Here is a 14583-nt window from a genome sequence, read left to right as displayed (position 1 = left end):
AATGATCCGAACTGCGCTCACAGCGAGCCTATGCCTTTTTATTGCTGCGGGCGGCGCCAATGCCCAGCAACCCGCCGCGGTCGCCGCGTCGGACGCGCCGATCTCGGCAATCGACTGGCTGTCGCACAGCCTCGCACAGCCCCGCGAGCTGCCCTCGACCGAGGCGCCGATCACCAACGGGATCGTGACGGAAAGCATCTCCGTGCAGCCGCTCGACGACCCGTCGCCGGACGGCGTCGGCCTGCTGCCGGTCAGCGTCACCGGGTTGCCGCCCGATCTCTGGGGCGTCTCCGAGGTCGCGACCCTCGCCCCTATGATCGCCGCCTTCCCGGCCGAACCCTTGCCCGCGGTGCAGGACCAGTTCCGGCAGCTGATGCTGGCCGAGTTGAACCCGCCCAAGGGCTCGGCGCCGGCCGGCCCGATGCTGCAGGCGCGCGTCGACGCGCTGCTCGCCCGCGGCGCGGTCGAGGAAGCCGAGGCGCTGCTGGAACGTGCCGGCTCCAATGACCCGCAACTTTTCCGCCGGACCTTTGACGTGGCGCTGCTCACCGGGCGCGAACAGGCGGCCTGCGCCCGGATGCGCGCGGTGCCCGGAATCACCCCCTCCTTTCCCGTCCGGATCTTCTGCCTTGCCCGGACCGGCGACTGGAACGCCGCGGCGCTGACGCTGGAATCGGCCAAGGCCCTCGGCCAGCTCAGCCCGGAGGAAGACGCGCTGCTCGCGCAGTTCCTCGACCCGGAGCTGTCGGAGTTCCTTCCCCCGGTCGATCCCCCTGCCCGGCCGAGCCCGCTGAGCTTCCGGATGCTGGAAGCCATCGGCACACCGCTGCCCACGGCGCCGCTGCCGCTGGCCTTCGCCCATTCCGACCTGCGCCACACCGCCGGCTGGAAGGCCCGGATCGAGGCCGCGGAACGGCTGGCGCGGGCCGGCGTGTTGAGCCCTTCGGTGCTCCTCGCCGTCTACGGCGAACGGCAGCCGGCGGCTTCCGGCGGCGTCTGGGATCGTGCGGATCTGGTCCAGCAGGTGCAGAAGGACCTCGCGGCCCGCGATGCGGACGCCCTCGAGACCAGCCTGCCACGGGCCTGGAAGGCGATGACCTCGGCCGGGCTGGGCGTGCCCTTTGCGCGGGCGATCGGTTCCTCGCTCGACGAGCTCGAACTGTCCGGCGCGGCGGCGGCAATCGCGCCGCAGATCGGCCTGCTGTCGGATGACTACGAGGCCGCCGCGCTCGACATGGAGCCCTCCGACCCCAAGCTCGCCTTTGCCGCCTCCATCGCGCGCGGCCTTCCCGGCACCCCGCCGCCGGACCTCCTGTCCGAGGCGATCGCCACCGGCTTCTCCGCACCGCCCTCCGAGACCGGCGACATGGCCGCCCGCGCCGCCGAGAACCGGCTGGGCGAGGCGCTGTTGCTGGCGCTCGACACGCTGGCCGGCGGGGCGGAAGCCGACCCGGCGGACTTGAGCGCTGCGCTGGCCTTCCTGCGGTCGAACGGGCTGGAGGACACCGCCCGCCGCGCCGCCCTGCAAATCCTGCTGGAGGACCGGCAGGCATGAGCGGCGCCGGCCCGGCCGCCGCGGACAGCTGGATTTCGACCTTTCTCGAAGCCCAGGCGGCGGAGCTGGCGGCGGCGCGCAACACCCTGCTCGCCTACGGCCGCGACCTGAAGGACTTCGCCCAGTGGCTTGAGCACCGCGGCGGCAGCTTCGCGCGCGCCGGGCGCGACGACGTGGAGCGCTACCTGATCCATTGCGACGCCGAGGGCCTTTCGCAGGCAACCCGGGCCCGCCGTCTCTCCTCGATCCGCCAGCTTTACCGGTTTGCCTTCGAGGAAGGCTGGCGCGACGACAATCCGGCGATCCAGATCAAGGGGCCGGGCCGCCACAAGGCACTGCCGAAAACGCTGGAACTGAGCGAGGTCGATGGGCTGCTCCAGGCCTCCCGTACGATGGGCCGCACCGAAAGCGACCGTCTTCGCAATGCCTGCCTGATGCAGCTGCTCTATGCCACCGGGATGCGGGTGAGCGAACTGGTCTCGCTGCCCGTGGCCGCCGCGCGCGGCTCGCCCCAGATGCTGCTGGTCCGCGGCAAGGGCGGCAAGGAGCGCATGGTGCCGCTGTCGGCGCCGGCCCGGCAGGCGCTCGACGCCTGGCTGGCCGCACGGGACGAGGCGGAGGAAGCCGCCCGGGTCCGCGGCGTGCCGCCGTCGCGGTTCCTGTTCCCCTCCTCCGGCCAGGCCGGGCACCTGACGCGGCACCGCTTCTACGCGCTGATCAAGGATCTTGCCGTCGCGGCCGGGATCTCGCCGGCCAAGGTCACGCCGCACGTGCTCCGCCATGCCTTCGCGACGCATCTCCTGGCCGGCGGCGCCGATCTGCGGGTGATCCAGACCCTGCTCGGCCACGCCGACATCTCGACCACCGAGATCTACACCCACGTCCTCGACGACCGCCTCCGCGACCTGGTGCTGGATCACCATCCGCTCGCCGCCGCGCCCCCCTCTCCCCAACCGGAGCGCGAACCGGCAGCGAGCCCTCCCGCCCGAGCGCGACGCTGACGCGTCTTGCCCGGTTGGGCGTGGCACCTGCGGTGCGCCGCCCGGGCCCGCGGTCGCGCAAGCTGCCGCGCCACGCCCAAGGTTTCCGGCAGCCCGCAAGGGCGGCTGGAAAGCGCGGGAGCCCTGCCGGACGGGTCAGCCCCGTGTCACGTCGTGGGAATAGAGCCAGTCGAACCGGTCGGGCATGAACCCCGGCGCCAGTGCGCCCAGAATCCGCAGGCCGGTGTGGGCGATGCCACGGACCGGGCCGACGCGCAGGTGATAATTCCGCGCGTTGGCCGTGGCCGCATCCACGATCCGCCGGCAGCGCGGCTTGCGCACCGACTCGAAGTGATCGAGCGCCGCGTTGGCGCGGTCGTGCCGGACCAGCGATTCCGCCAGCACCCAGGCATCCTCAAGCGCCATGCAGGCGCCCTGCGCCAGGAAGGGCAGCGTCGGGTGGGCGGCATCTCCGATCATCACCGCATTCGACGCGCTCCACTGAGGCGCCACGCCGTGGCGAAACAGCCCCCAGACCATGACCTCCTCCAGCCGCTCGAGCCAGCCGCGCACCGGACCGCCGAACTCGCTGAAGAGCGAGCGGAACCGGGCCGGATCGCCCGGGTGATTCCACCCCTCTTCGGTCCATTCTGGCGTCTCCACAACGCCGACGATGTTCAGAAGCGTCCCGCCCCGGAGCGGATAGGCCACAAGGTGCCGTCCACGCCCCATGAAGACCTGCGCCTCCGCGGGAACCTCGCCCGGCTCGATCGGCAGCAGGGCGCGCCAGGCGACCTGCCCTGTGAATTGCGGCTGCCCCTCGCCCAGAAGCGCGGCCCGCAGCCGTGAGTGCAGCCCGTCGGCGGCGACCAGGAGCGCCTCGCGCTCCGCGTCGGCATTGTCGATGAACAGCACCGGGCGCCGGCCGTTCAGGTGCACCGATGCGACGTGGGTGTCGAGCTGGATCTCGACGCCGACCTCGCGGGCGCCGCGCTCCAGCAGCGCGATCAGGTCCGCCCGGTGCACCAGCCCGAACCGGCCGAAACGGGTCAGATCGAGTCGCAGCACCTCTGCCCCGCGCGCAAAATCCCGCAGGACGGCGCCGCGGGATTCGACCGAGATCTCCTCGAATTCCCGGCCCAGGCCAAGCGCCTCGAGCACGACCGCGCCGTTGGGCGAGATCTGCAGTCCGGCGCCGACCTCGGCGATCTCGGGGGCCTGCTCGAACACCTTCACCTGCGCGCCGCGCATGGCGAGGGCCCGGGCCGCTGCCAGCCCGGCTATGCCCGCCCCGAGGACGGTGACCTCCTGTCCGATCAGGTTCATGGATTCTCCAGAAAGACAAAACGCCGGAACCAATGGTCCGGCGTTTCTGGCAAAAGCCTCGGCTTTCGGCAAGCGGCGCGTGCGCCGGTGCCCTCAGTCGTCGCGATGGACCTTCTCGCGGCGCTCGTGGCGCTCCTGCGCCTCCAGGCTGAGCGTTGCGATCGGACGCGCGTCCAGCCGCTTCAGCGAGATCGGCTCGCCGGTCGCCTCGCAATAGCCGTACTCGCCCTCTTCGATCCGCCGAAGCGCGGCGTCGATCTTGCCCACCAGCTTGCGCTGACGGTCCCGCGTGCGCAGTTCCAGCGCCCGGTCGGTCTCCTCGCTGGCCCGGTCGGCCACATCGGGGATGTTGCGGGTACTTTCCTGAAGGCCCTCGATGGTATCGCGGCTGTCCGCCAGAAGATCTTCCTTCCATGCCAGAAGCTTGCGCCGGAAATACTCCAGGTGCCGCTCGTTCATGAAAGGTTCGTCTTCCGCGGGGCGATAGTCATCAGGCAGAAAGACTTCCTGTTTCATTCCTGCTCCCTCTCGCATTTCTTCCGGCGTCAGGTGGGTCTCGCCGTTGTCCGGCTTGGTGTGGCTCGCGCTATCGTCTGTCACAGGCATCCTGGCTCCCTTGGCGCGGTCATTACTCCATGCTGCATGGGTTGTCACTGCCAAAAAGCACGTGCAGGGTGGCGTGGATACGGGATTGACCAGCCGTGAAGGACGCAACCCAAGGGGCCGAAAAGTCAGATGAAATTCAACGGGACAGATTCGTACGTGGCAACCGACGACCTGAAGGTCGCCGTGAATGCCGCAGTTACCCTGGAGCGCCCGCTGCTGGTCAAGGGCGAACCGGGCACCGGCAAGACGGAATTGGCCCGCCAGGTATCCGGCGCGCTCGGCCTTCCGATGATCGAATGGCACATCAAGTCGACCACCCGCGCCCAGCAGGGGCTCTATGAATACGACGCGGTGAGCCGCCTGCGCGACAGCCAACTCGGCGACGAGCGCGTCCACGACGTGGCGAACTACATCAAGCGCGGCAAGCTCTGGGAGGCCTTCGCCGCGCCGGGCAAGGTGGTGCTGTTGATCGACGAGATCGACAAGGCCGATATCGAGTTCCCGAACGACCTTCTGCAGGAACTCGACCGGATGGAGTTCCACGTCTACGAGACCGGCGAGACGGTGCGGGCCGTGAACCGCCCCATCGTCATCATCACCTCGAACAACGAGAAGGAACTGCCCGACGCCTTCCTGCGCCGCTGCTTCTTTCACTATATCCGCTTCCCGGACATGGAGACGATGAAACAGATCGTCGAGGTCCATTTCCCCGGCATCAAGCAGTCGCTGCTGACCACCGCGCTGACCCAGTTCTACGAGATCCGCGATCAGCAGGGTCTCAAGAAGCGGCCGTCGACGTCGGAGGTGCTGGACTGGCTCAAGCTGCTCCTCGCCGAGGATCTCGATGCCGACGACCTGCGCCGCGACAGCGCCGAGGCCCTCCCCCGCCTGCATGGCGCCCTGCTCAAGAACGAGCAGGATGTGCACCTGTTCGAGCGCCTCGCCTTCATGGCGCGGCGCCAGCGATGAGGCCGCCCGAGGGCTCCGGCCAACGGCTTTTCCTTCGACAGACGATCCGGTAACCTGCGCGCCCAAGGCCAAGGACGGACCCATGACCAACAGCATTCTCGAAAGACTGGAGGCCAAGGGCCTGCGGATGACCGGTCAGCGTCGCGTGATCGCCGAGGTCCTGAGCGAGGCCGACGACCATCCCGACGTCGAGGAGCTCTACAACCGTGCCTCGGCCCACGACCCCAAGATCTCCATCGCCACCGTCTACCGGACGGTGAAGCTGTTCGAGGAGGCCGGTATCATCGACCGGCTCGAGTTCGGCGACGGCCGCGCCCGCTACGAGGATGCCGACCGGGAACACCACGACCACCTGATCGACCTCAATTCCGGCGAGGTGATCGAGTTCTGCGACCCCGAGATCGAGGCCCTTCAGGAGCGCATCGCCCAGCGGCTCGGCTACCGGCTCAAGGGCCACAAGCTGGAGCTTTACGGCGTGCCGACCAAGAAGGGCTGAGCCCTGGTACCGGGGCGCCCCCCAGGGGCGGCCCGACACGACATTTCTGCCGCCCCCGCGGGGCCGAGCCTTGCAGTCATTGCAGCGCGGCTTTTCAGGGAAAACGGCTCTAAAACCCTTTGTTATCGCCCCAAACAGGGCTAGAGCGAGGCCGAACCCGGCCACGACGGCCCGGATCCCGGAAAGCTGATGCACAACCTTCGCGGCGCCATTCTGATGATTCTGTCGATGGGCTTCTTTGCTCTGGAGGACATGTTCATCAAGCGCACGACCGAGACGCTGCCCATCGGCCAGATCATGATGGTCTCCGGACTCTGCGGCTTCGCCCTGTTCAGCATCGTGGTGGCGCTGCTGCGCCAGAGCCTGTTTCCGGCCGAACTCCTCGCTCCGGCGGTGATGCTGCGCAACGGCAGCGAGCTCCTGGCCGCGCTCAGCTTCTTCACCGCCCTCTCGATCATCCCGCTCTCCTCGGCCGCGGCGATCCTGCAGGCCGCCCCGCTCGCGGTGACCCTGCTGGCCGCCGTCGTGCTCGGCGAAACGGTCGGGCCGCGGCGCTGGATGGCGGTCGGGATCGGCTTCGTCGGCGTGCTGATGATCGTCCGGCCCGGCACCGGGGCGTTCGAGCCGGCCGCGCTTCTTGCCGTGTTCTCCGTCCTCGCGCTGGCCGTGCGCGATGTGGCGACGCGGGTCGTGCCTGCAACGCTGAGCTCGATGCAGATCACGCAGTGGAGCTTCGGCATCTTCGTGCCCGCAGGCGGCATCCTCCTGCTCTTCGGGCCCGGCCTGCAGCCGATGGACGCAGCGACCAGCCTGACCTTCGTCTGGATCGTCGGCTGCGGCGCCATCGGCTATTACGCGATGGTCATGGCATTGCGCATGGCAAGCCTCTCGGTCATCGCGCCTTTTCGCTATTCCCGGCTGCTCTTCGCCCTGGCCATCGGCATGGCCGTTCTGGGAGAGCGCCCCGACACCCTCACCCTGGCCGGCGCATGCCTGATCATCGCGTCCGGTCTCTACACCCTTGCGCGGGAACGCGCACTTTTCTCGGAGGCCTGACAAGGGTATGACGGCCCCGAGTTTCATGACCGCACGGAAAGGACCGTCGCAATGAGCACCATCATCGACATTCACGGACGCGAAATCCTGGACAGCCGGGGCAACCCGACCGTCGAGGTCGACGTCACCCTCGAAGACGGCACGATGGGCCGCGCCGCCGTTCCCTCCGGCGCCTCGACCGGCGTGCACGAGGCCGTCGAAAAGCGTGATGGCGACAAGGGCCGCTTCATGGGCAAGGGCGTCCAGCAGGCCGTGGCCGCGGTCAACGGCGAGCTGGCCGAGAACCTCGTCGGCTTCGACGCCACCGACCAGGTCGGCATCGATTCCGCGATGATCGAGATCGACGGCACCGAGAACAAGGGCCGCCTTGGCGCCAACGCGATCCTCGGCGTCTCCCTCGCCGTCGCCAAGGCCGCGGCCGACTACACCGCCCAGCCGCTCTTCCGCTACGTCGGCGGCACCTCCGCCCGCGTCCTGCCGGTGCCGATGATGAACATCATCAACGGCGGCGAACATGCCGACAACCCGATCGACGTGCAGGAATTCATGATCATGCCCGTCTCGGCGACCTCGATCGCCGAAGCCGTGCGCATGGGCTCCGAGATCTTCCACACGCTCAAGAAAGAGCTCTCCGGCGCCGGCTACGCCACCGGCATCGGCGACGAGGGCGGCTTCGCCCCGGCCCTGAGCTCCACCCGCGACGCGCTTGATTTCGTTCTGAAATCCATCGAGACCGCCGGCTACAAGCCGGGCGACGACATCGTTCTCGCGCTCGACGCCGCCTCCACCGAGTACTTCAAGGACGGCAAGTACGAGATGAAGGGCGAAGGCCTGTCGCTCTCGTCGGAAGAGAACGTCAAGTACCTCGAGGCGCTCTGCAACGACTACCCGATCTTCTCGATCGAGGACGGCTGCGCCGAGGACGACTGGGAAGGCTGGAAGCTGCTGACCGACACGCTGGGCGACCGCGTGCAGCTGGTGGGCGACGACCTCTTCGTGACCAATCCGGCCCGCCTTGCCATGGGCATCGAGAAGGGCGTGGCGAACTCCATGCTCGTGAAGGTGAACCAGATCGGCTCGCTGACCGAGACACTGGCCGCCGTCGACATGGCCCACCGCGCCCGCTACACCAACGTGATGTCGCACCGCTCGGGCGAGACCGAGGACGCCACCATCGCCGACCTCGCCGTCGCCACCAACTGCGGCCAGATCAAGACCGGCTCGATGTCGCGCTCCGACCGCCTCGCCAAGTACAACCAGCTGATCCGCATCGAGGAACTGCTGGGCGAGACCGCGCTCTTCGCCGGCAAGTCGATCCTCAAGTGACGCAGGCCTGACCGCCGTGATCCGGGGCCGTCCGCCATGCGCGGGCGGCCCCTTTTCTTTCCGCCCGAGGCTTGCCGACCAGACAGGAGGGCCCGCCCATGACCCCGGACCAGATCATCGCCCACCTCCGCCTCGCTCCGCATCCCGAGGGCGGCTGGTATCGCCAGACCTGGATCGACAGCTCGGCCAGCGGCCGCCCGTCCGGCACGGCGATCTATTTCCTGCTCGAAGAGGGTCAGACCAGCCACTGGCACCGGGTCGACGCCACCGAGATCTGGCATTTCTACGCCGGCGCGCCCCTGACCCTGCGGCTGAGCGAGACCGAAACCGGCCCTGCGACCCGGCATCGCCTCGGCCCTGACCTCGCAACGGGCGAGACGCCGCAACTGATCGTCCCGAAGGACCACTGGCAAAGCGCCTCTGCAACCGAAGGCTGGGCGCTGGTGGGCTGCACCGTGTCGCCAGGCTTCACCTTCGAAGGCTTCACCCTCGCGCCCCCGGACTTCGACATCCCCTGATCCGGACAGCGGCCTCCCACAATCTGTTCGCAAACATCCCCGCAGGAGACACGATCCTTCGTCCGAAGGATCGCCGCCCGGCTCAGCCGGTCTCCCCGGGATAGGAGATCTCGCCGCCGCCGACCGCCGCCCCGACCCCGGTTGTCGAAGGAAAGCTCGTCGGCAGTCCGCGCGCGACCCGGACGGCCAGATAGGCGAAGGCCTGCGCCTCCAGCATGTCGCCGTCGAGCCCCACCTCTTCCACAGCGTCCACCGGGCAGCTCATCCCTTCGGCGATCATCGCCATCATCACCGGGTTCTTCCGTCCGCCCCCGGTGACCAGCAGGCGCTCCACCGGCGCCGGGAAATGCTCCGCACCTCGCATCACCGCCACCGCCACGGCCGCCGTGAGGGTCGCCGCTGCATCAGCGTCCGGCAGTTCGGCGACCGCCGCATCCAGATTCGAAAAGTCATTTCTGTCCAGAGACTTCGGAGGCATCTTGAAGAAGTAGCGATGCTCGGCAAAGCGTTCGATCACAGGCTCCGACACCTCGCCCGTCGCCGCCAGCACGCCGCCCTCGTCGAAACCGACGCCGCGGCGCGCCTGCATCAGGTCGTCGAGGGGCGCATTCGCGGGGCCGGTGTCGAAGGCCAGCAGCGCCCCCTCCGCCTCGGGTCCGGGCTTGCGCGGGTCGACCCAGGTCAGGTTCCCCACGCCGCCGAGGTTGAGAAAGGCCACCGGTGCCTCGGCGCCGATCCACTTCGCCAGTGCGAAATGGTAGGCCGGCGCCAGCGGCGCCCCCTGCCCGCCAAGCGCCACATCGGCGCTGCGGAAATCCCAGACCACGGGCAGCCCGAGCGCTTCGGCCAGAACCGCGCCGTTGCCCGCCTGGTGCGTGCCGCGTCCCTGCGGGTCATGGGCCAGCGTCTGGCCGTGAAATCCTGCCAGCGCCACGTCGGAAAACCCCGCCATCAGCTCGGCATGGGCCTCCTCGACAAGCGCCGCGGCCTCGGCCACCCCCGGCTCGTCCGGCCAGCGCCCGAGCGCCGCGCGCAGAACCGCACGCTCCTCCGCCGAATATCGGCGGTAGCCGCTGTCGCCAAATGCCTTGATGGTCACGCCGTCGGTCTCGATGACCGCCGCGTCCACCCCGTCGAGCGATGTGCCGGACATGGTCCCCAGCACCCGCACCGCCCCCGATTTCAACATGCACTTTCCCTCGGCACGCCTCGCCGCTAGAAGAGCGGCACCCGCCGTCGACAATGGACCGAAAGACGCATGACCTACCACCCGAAATCCGACTTCATCCGCGTGATGGTGGAACGTGGGTTCCTGGCCGACTGCACCGATCTGCAGGGCCTGGACGAAGCCATGAGCAAGGGCGTCGTGCCGACCTATATCGGGTATGATGCCACCGCGGCCTCGCTTCACGTCGGGCACCTGCTCAACATCATGATGCTGCGCTGGCTGCAGAAAACCGGGCACCAGCCGATCACCCTGATGGGCGGCGGCACGACCAAGGTCGGCGACCCGTCCTTCCGCTCGGAAGAACGTCCGCTGCTCGGCCCCGAGCAGATCGACGCGAACATCGGCGGCATGCAGAAGGTCTTCGCCAGGTACCTGCGCTATGACGACAGCCCCGACGGCGCGTTGATGCTCAACAACGCCGAATGGCTGGACGAGCTCAACTACCTGGATTTCCTGCGCGACATCGGCCGTCACTTCTCGGTCAACCGGATGCTGTCCTTCGAGAGCGTCAAGTCGCGGCTCGACCGGGAGCAGTCGCTGAGCTTCCTCGAATTCAACTACATGATCCTGCAGGCCTACGACTTCCTGGAGCTCAACCGCCGCTACGGCTGCCGCCTGCAGATGGGCGGCTCCGACCAGTGGGGCAATATCATCAACGGCATCGACCTGACCCGCCGCGTGCTGGACCAGGAGATCTTCGGCCTCACCTCGCCGCTGCTGACCACCTCGGACGGCAAGAAGATGGGCAAGTCCCAGGGCGGCGCCGTCTGGCTCAACGGCGACATGCTCAGCCCCTACGAATTCTGGCAGTTCTGGCGCAATACGACCGACGCCGATGTCGGCCGTTTCCTGAAGCTCTACACAGAGCTGCCGGTCGAGGAATGCGAACGCCTCGGCGCGCTCGACGGCTCCGAGATCAACTACGCCAAGATCCGCCTCGCCAACGAGGTCACCACCCTGCTGCACGGCGCGGACGCTGCCGCCGCGGCGGAGGCGACCGCGCGCGAGGTCTTCGAGAAGGGCGGCATCGGCGACGACCTGCCCACGCTCGCGCTCTCGCCCGACGAGATCGGCGAAGGTATCTCCATCGTCCAGCTGATCGTCCGCTCCGGCCTCGCCAAGTCGGGCAAGGAGGCCAAGCGCCTGATCGCCGACAACGGCGCCCGCATCGACGACGCGCCGCTGACCGATGCCGGCCTGATGCTCGACGCGGCCGCCTTCGCCTCGCCGGTCAAGCTTTCGGCCGGCAAGAAGCGGCACGCGCTGGTCACGCTCGCCTCCTGAGCCAGCGACAGCGGCGGTGCGCGCCCGAAGGCGCGAACCGCTTTGAAGGAGCGCGCCGCAGGCGCACAATTGATCAAGCGGCACATCGGCCCGATTTCCCGCTGGCCTTTTCTGCGCCTGCACGCTACCTCGCGCCCAAACCACGAAGGACGCCCGTATGGATCTGCGCAACATCGCCATCATCGCCCACGTCGACCACGGCAAGACCACGCTCGTGGACGAGCTGCTCAAGCAGTCGGGCGCCTTCCGCGAGAACCAGGCCGTCGCCGAACGCGCGATGGACAGCAACGACCTGGAGCGGGAGCGTGGCATCACGATCCTCGCCAAGGCCACCTCCGTCGAGTGGCACGGCACCCGGATCAACATCGTCGACACGCCCGGCCACGCCGATTTCGGCGGCGAGGTGGAGCGGATCCTCTCCATGGTCGATGGCGTCGTACTGCTGGTCGATGCCGCGGAAGGCCCGATGCCCCAGACCAAGTTCGTCACCTCCAAGGCGCTCGCCCTCGGCCTGCGTCCGATCGTGGTGCTCAACAAGGTCGACAAGCCCGATGCCGAACCCGACCGGGCGCTGGACGAGGTGTTCGACCTCTTCTCCTCGCTGGACGCCGACGAGGACCAGCTCGATTTCCCGCATCTCTACGCCTCCGGCCGCTCCGGCTGGGCCGACGCGGACCTGGACGGCTCGCGCAAGAACCTCGACGCGCTGTTCCAGCTGATCGTCAACCACGTCCCCAAGCCGCGCCAGATCAAGCGCCAGGACGAGGATTTCCGCATGCTGGCGACCACGCTCGGCGCCGACCCCTTCATCGGCCGTACGCTGACCGGCCGCGTGGAGAGCGGCAAGCTCAAGGTCGGCGCGACGGTGCAGGCGCTCTCGCGCATCGGCCAGAAGATCGAACAGTTCCGCGTCTCCAAGATCCAGGCCTTCCGCGGCCTCGGCATGCAGGAGATCGACGAGGCGGTCGCCGGCGACATCGTCACCATCGCCGGCATGTCCAAGGCCACGGTCGCCGACACGATCTGCGCCCTGGCGGTGGACGAGCCCCTGCCCGCCCAGCCGATCGATCCGCCCACCATTTCCGTCACCTTCGGCATCAACGACAGCCCGCTGGCCGGCCGCGACGGCAAGAAGGTGCAGTCCCGCGTCATCCGCGACCGGCTGATGAAGGAGGCGGAGTACAACGTCGCCATCCGCGTCACCGACACGCCCGGCGGCGAGGCCTTTGAGGTCGCCGGCCGCGGCGAACTGCAGATGGGCGTGCTGATCGAGAACATGCGCCGCGAGGGCTTCGAGCTCTCGATCTCCCGCCCGCAGGTCCTCCTGCGCGAGGAAAACGGCGTGAAGATGGAGCCGATCGAGGAAGTCACCATCGACGTCGATGATGAATACTCCGGTGCCGTCATCGAGAAGCTGACCGGCCCCCGCAAGGGCGAGATGGTCGACATGCGCCAGTCGAACGGCAAGACGCGGATCATCGCCCACGTGCCGTCGCGCGGCCTCATCGGCTACCACGGCGAGTTCCTCACCGACACCCGCGGCACCGGCGTGCTGAACCGCGTGTTCTTCACCTGGGCGCCGCACAAGGGCGCGATCCCGGGCCGCCGCGCCGGCGTGCTGATCTCGATGGAACAGGGCGAGGCCGTGGCCTATGCGCTGTGGAACCTCGAGGAGCGCGGCCGCATGTTCATCGGGCCGCAGGAAAAGGTCTACCAGGGCATGATCATCGGCGAGCACAGCCGGGACAACGACCTGGAAGTGAACCCGCTGAAGGGCAAGAAGCTGACCAACGTGCGCGCCTCCGGCACCGACGATGCCGTGCGCCTGACCCCGCATGTCCAGTTCAGCCTCGAAGAGGCGATCGCCTATATCGATGACGACGAACTGGTGGAAGTCACGCCCAACGCGATCCGGCTGCGCAAGCGCTACCTCGACCCCCACGAGCGCAAGCGGCAGGCCAAGGCCGCCAGCTAAGCCCACAGTGCTTGAAACAAGCTCACCGCCCGCCAGGTCCCCCACCTGGCGGGCGGTTTTGCTTTAAGATTCCTGATTAAAATATAGGCGCCTCGCTTCATCAACGCGCATTCGAGGCGCTTGGTCGGCGATAAAGCGTCGCGGAGCCGATAGAGTCGACCTTTCCACAGCCGATAGCGACACCTTTTCACCTAGGGGCCACTTGCCAGCCCGTAATTTGCCCTTTTATCTTGCTATCCGGGAACCTGTTCCGGGGGGGGGCTTTGGTAACCAAGGCCATTTTTTCATGACGAGTGCGCTCGAAGAAGATCAGTTTCAAAAGCTCGTGCAACTCGCGGGCTCTGCCGCGTTGGACCAGCGAAAGTGGCGCTGGTTCCTGGAGGAGCTGCACCGCCTGTCCGGCGGCGTCCGGGTCCAATTGTTCGGACACGACTCCCGCGTATCCACACCGCTCGGCGTTCACGAATACGGCTATGACCCCGACTTCTTCCGCAGTTACGAAGCCTATTACGGGGCGATGAATCCCTGGGCCCCGGTCTTCGCGAAGTCGCAGGTCGGAAAGGTCATGCAAAGCGAATCCGTCCTGCCGTTGGAAACCCTCAAGACCACCGAATTCTACAATGACTGGGTTCGCCCGCAGGACGATATCGTCGGCGGGGCCGGCACCGTGCTCGAGCGTTCGGCGGATCGCGCAACCATGATCGGCGGCAACATCGCGCGCCGGGACCGGGAGAAGCTGGAAGTCCCCTTCGCGCAGTTGCTGCAACGGATCGTGCCGTTCCTCCAGCAATCGGTCGAGGTGTCCCGCATGCTCGGGGGGCTGACCCTGGAGAACCGGCTGCTCCGCGAGGGCATGGAGCCCGGAATCACTGCGATCTTCGCGCTGGACCTGCATGGCCGCGTCCGCTTCACCAACAGACAGGCCGATCAGATGGCCGGACGGGGAGACCTCGTCCGCATCGACGCGACCGGGCACCTGCGTTTCACCGAAGCGAAGCCGATGGTGGCGCTGCGGCGCTCCCTGCACGACCACGTCATGCCCGAAGCCTCCGTCAGCCTGCCTTTCTTTGCCGGGACCAACGGCACCAGGCACTACCTGTGTCGCACCACCGGGCTGTCGGAACGGGACGGGCCGCTGCCCTGGCTGTCCGCCTTCGGCGGCGCCTCCTCCAGCAGTTTCGTGCTGCTCCTGATGTCCCCTGTCGCACCGCGAGCCAAGCTCAAGCCCCGCCAGCCTACCATCGGCTGAGGACGGGCGGCCGCA

Annotated in this window: 13 protein-coding genes; 10 read left to right on the top strand and 3 right to left on the bottom strand. The window is 67.8% G+C overall.

What is annotated here, in order from left to right; translation table 11 throughout:
* Position 1 precedes the first annotated feature (1 nt).
* Positions 2-1555, top strand: coding sequence for a hypothetical protein (locus CHB86_RS10245; protein ID WP_245837882.1), 1554 nt, complete (start codon positions 2-4; stop codon positions 1553-1555).
* On the top strand, positions 1552-2556 hold the full coding sequence (locus CHB86_RS10240; RefSeq protein ID WP_089232935.1) for a site-specific tyrosine recombinase XerD: 1005 nt from the start codon (positions 1552-1554) through the stop codon (positions 2554-2556). Before CHB86_RS10245 ends, CHB86_RS10240 begins: the two co-directional genes overlap by 4 nt.
* Before the next feature lie 135 nt (positions 2557-2691).
* Here the strand turns inward: CHB86_RS10240 and CHB86_RS10235 are convergent, their stop codons facing one another.
* Positions 2692-3861 carry an FAD-dependent monooxygenase gene (locus tag CHB86_RS10235; RefSeq protein ID WP_089232934.1) on the bottom strand — a complete coding sequence of 390 codons (1170 nt, stop codon included), beginning with the start codon at positions 3859-3861 and terminating at the stop codon, positions 2692-2694.
* Positions 3862-3954: 93 nt separating this feature from the next.
* Positions 3955-4377, bottom strand: coding sequence for an RNA polymerase-binding protein DksA (gene dksA / locus CHB86_RS10230; protein ID WP_089232933.1), 423 nt, complete (start codon positions 4375-4377; stop codon positions 3955-3957).
* Between the two features lie 219 nt (positions 4378-4596).
* Here dksA and CHB86_RS10225 point away from each other — a divergent pair, with 219 nt between their 5' ends.
* The 5 genes from CHB86_RS10225 (at position 4597) to CHB86_RS10205 (ending at position 8832) form a co-directional block, all read left to right on the top strand.
* Positions 4597-5436 (top strand): AAA family ATPase, encoded by an 840-nt coding sequence (locus tag CHB86_RS10225; protein ID WP_089232932.1) that lies wholly within the window; start codon positions 4597-4599, stop codon positions 5434-5436.
* Positions 5437-5518: 82 nt separating this feature from the next.
* Positions 5519-5932: a Fur family transcriptional regulator gene (locus tag CHB86_RS10220; protein ID WP_089232931.1), complete on the top strand. Its 414-nt coding sequence runs from the start codon at positions 5519-5521 to the stop codon at positions 5930-5932.
* 189 nt (positions 5933-6121) lie between these two features.
* On the top strand, positions 6122-6988 hold the full coding sequence (locus tag CHB86_RS10215; protein ID WP_089232930.1) for a DMT family transporter: 867 nt from the start codon (positions 6122-6124) through the stop codon (positions 6986-6988).
* Between the two features lie 51 nt (positions 6989-7039).
* Complete coding sequence (gene eno / locus CHB86_RS10210; protein WP_089232929.1) at positions 7040-8314, top strand: phosphopyruvate hydratase; 1275 nt, start codon at positions 7040-7042, stop codon at positions 8312-8314.
* Positions 8315-8412: 98 nt separating this feature from the next.
* On the top strand, positions 8413-8832 hold the full coding sequence (locus tag CHB86_RS10205) for a cupin domain-containing protein (protein ID WP_089232928.1): 420 nt from the start codon (positions 8413-8415) through the stop codon (positions 8830-8832).
* A gap of 82 nt (positions 8833-8914) precedes the next feature.
* Here CHB86_RS10205 and CHB86_RS10200 read toward each other — a convergent pair whose 3' ends face one another.
* Positions 8915-10021 carry an anhydro-N-acetylmuramic acid kinase gene (locus tag CHB86_RS10200; RefSeq protein ID WP_089232927.1) on the bottom strand — a complete coding sequence of 369 codons (1107 nt, stop codon included), beginning with the start codon at positions 10019-10021 and terminating at the stop codon, positions 8915-8917.
* A gap of 69 nt (positions 10022-10090) precedes the next feature.
* Here CHB86_RS10200 and tyrS point away from each other — a divergent pair, with 69 nt between their 5' ends.
* The 3 genes from tyrS to CHB86_RS10185 all read left to right on the top strand — a co-directional run bounded on the left by tyrS (position 10091) and on the right by CHB86_RS10185 (position 14568).
* Positions 10091-11344, top strand: coding sequence for a tyrosine--tRNA ligase (gene tyrS / locus CHB86_RS10195; RefSeq protein ID WP_089232926.1), 1254 nt, complete (start codon positions 10091-10093; stop codon positions 11342-11344).
* A 157-nt stretch (positions 11345-11501) separates the two neighbouring features.
* Positions 11502-13319: a translational GTPase TypA gene (typA, locus tag CHB86_RS10190; protein WP_089232925.1), complete on the top strand. Its 1818-nt coding sequence runs from the start codon at positions 11502-11504 to the stop codon at positions 13317-13319.
* A gap of 286 nt (positions 13320-13605) precedes the next feature.
* Entirely contained in the window at positions 13606-14568 is a 963-nt protein-coding gene (locus tag CHB86_RS10185; RefSeq protein WP_089232924.1) for a hypothetical protein, read from the top strand.
* The last annotated feature ends 15 nt before the right edge of the window (positions 14569-14583 follow it).

It is taken from the genome of Tropicimonas sediminicola (genome assembly GCF_900188335.1).
Lineage (GTDB): Bacteria > Pseudomonadota > Alphaproteobacteria > Rhodobacterales > Rhodobacteraceae > Tropicimonas > Tropicimonas sediminicola.
Note: the sequence above shows the minus strand (reverse complement) of the source record. Positions and strands in the feature narration are given on the sequence as shown.

Bases quoted from the DNA above. Each gene is read 5' to 3' on its own strand.
- typA (WP_089232925.1), top strand. From the start codon at position 11,502: ATGGATCTGCGCAACATCGCCATCATCGCCCACGTCGACCACGGCAAG.
- CHB86_RS10205 (WP_089232928.1), top strand. From the start codon at position 8,413: ATGACCCCGGACCAGATCATCGCCCACCTCCGCCTCGCTCCGCATCCC.
- CHB86_RS10215 (WP_089232930.1), top strand. From the start codon at position 6,122: ATGCACAACCTTCGCGGCGCCATTCTGATGATTCTGTCGATGGGCTTC.
- CHB86_RS10185 (WP_089232924.1), top strand. From the start codon at position 13,606: ATGACGAGTGCGCTCGAAGAAGATCAGTTTCAAAAGCTCGTGCAACTC.
- CHB86_RS10240 (WP_089232935.1), top strand. From the start codon at position 1,552: ATGAGCGGCGCCGGCCCGGCCGCCGCGGACAGCTGGATTTCGACCTTT.
- CHB86_RS10225 (WP_089232932.1), top strand. From the start codon at position 4,597: ATGAAATTCAACGGGACAGATTCGTACGTGGCAACCGACGACCTGAAG.
- CHB86_RS10245 (WP_245837882.1), top strand. From the start codon at position 2: ATGATCCGAACTGCGCTCACAGCGAGCCTATGCCTTTTTATTGCTGCG.
- eno (WP_089232929.1), top strand. From the start codon at position 7,040: ATGAGCACCATCATCGACATTCACGGACGCGAAATCCTGGACAGCCGG.
- CHB86_RS10220 (WP_089232931.1), top strand. From the start codon at position 5,519: ATGACCAACAGCATTCTCGAAAGACTGGAGGCCAAGGGCCTGCGGATG.
- CHB86_RS10200 (WP_089232927.1), bottom strand. From the start codon at position 10,021: ATGTTGAAATCGGGGGCGGTGCGGGTGCTGGGGACCATGTCCGGCACA.
- CHB86_RS10235 (WP_089232934.1), bottom strand. From the start codon at position 3,861: ATGAACCTGATCGGACAGGAGGTCACCGTCCTCGGGGCGGGCATAGCC.
- tyrS (WP_089232926.1), top strand. From the start codon at position 10,091: ATGACCTACCACCCGAAATCCGACTTCATCCGCGTGATGGTGGAACGT.
- dksA (WP_089232933.1), bottom strand. From the start codon at position 4,377: ATGAAACAGGAAGTCTTTCTGCCTGATGACTATCGCCCCGCGGAAGAC.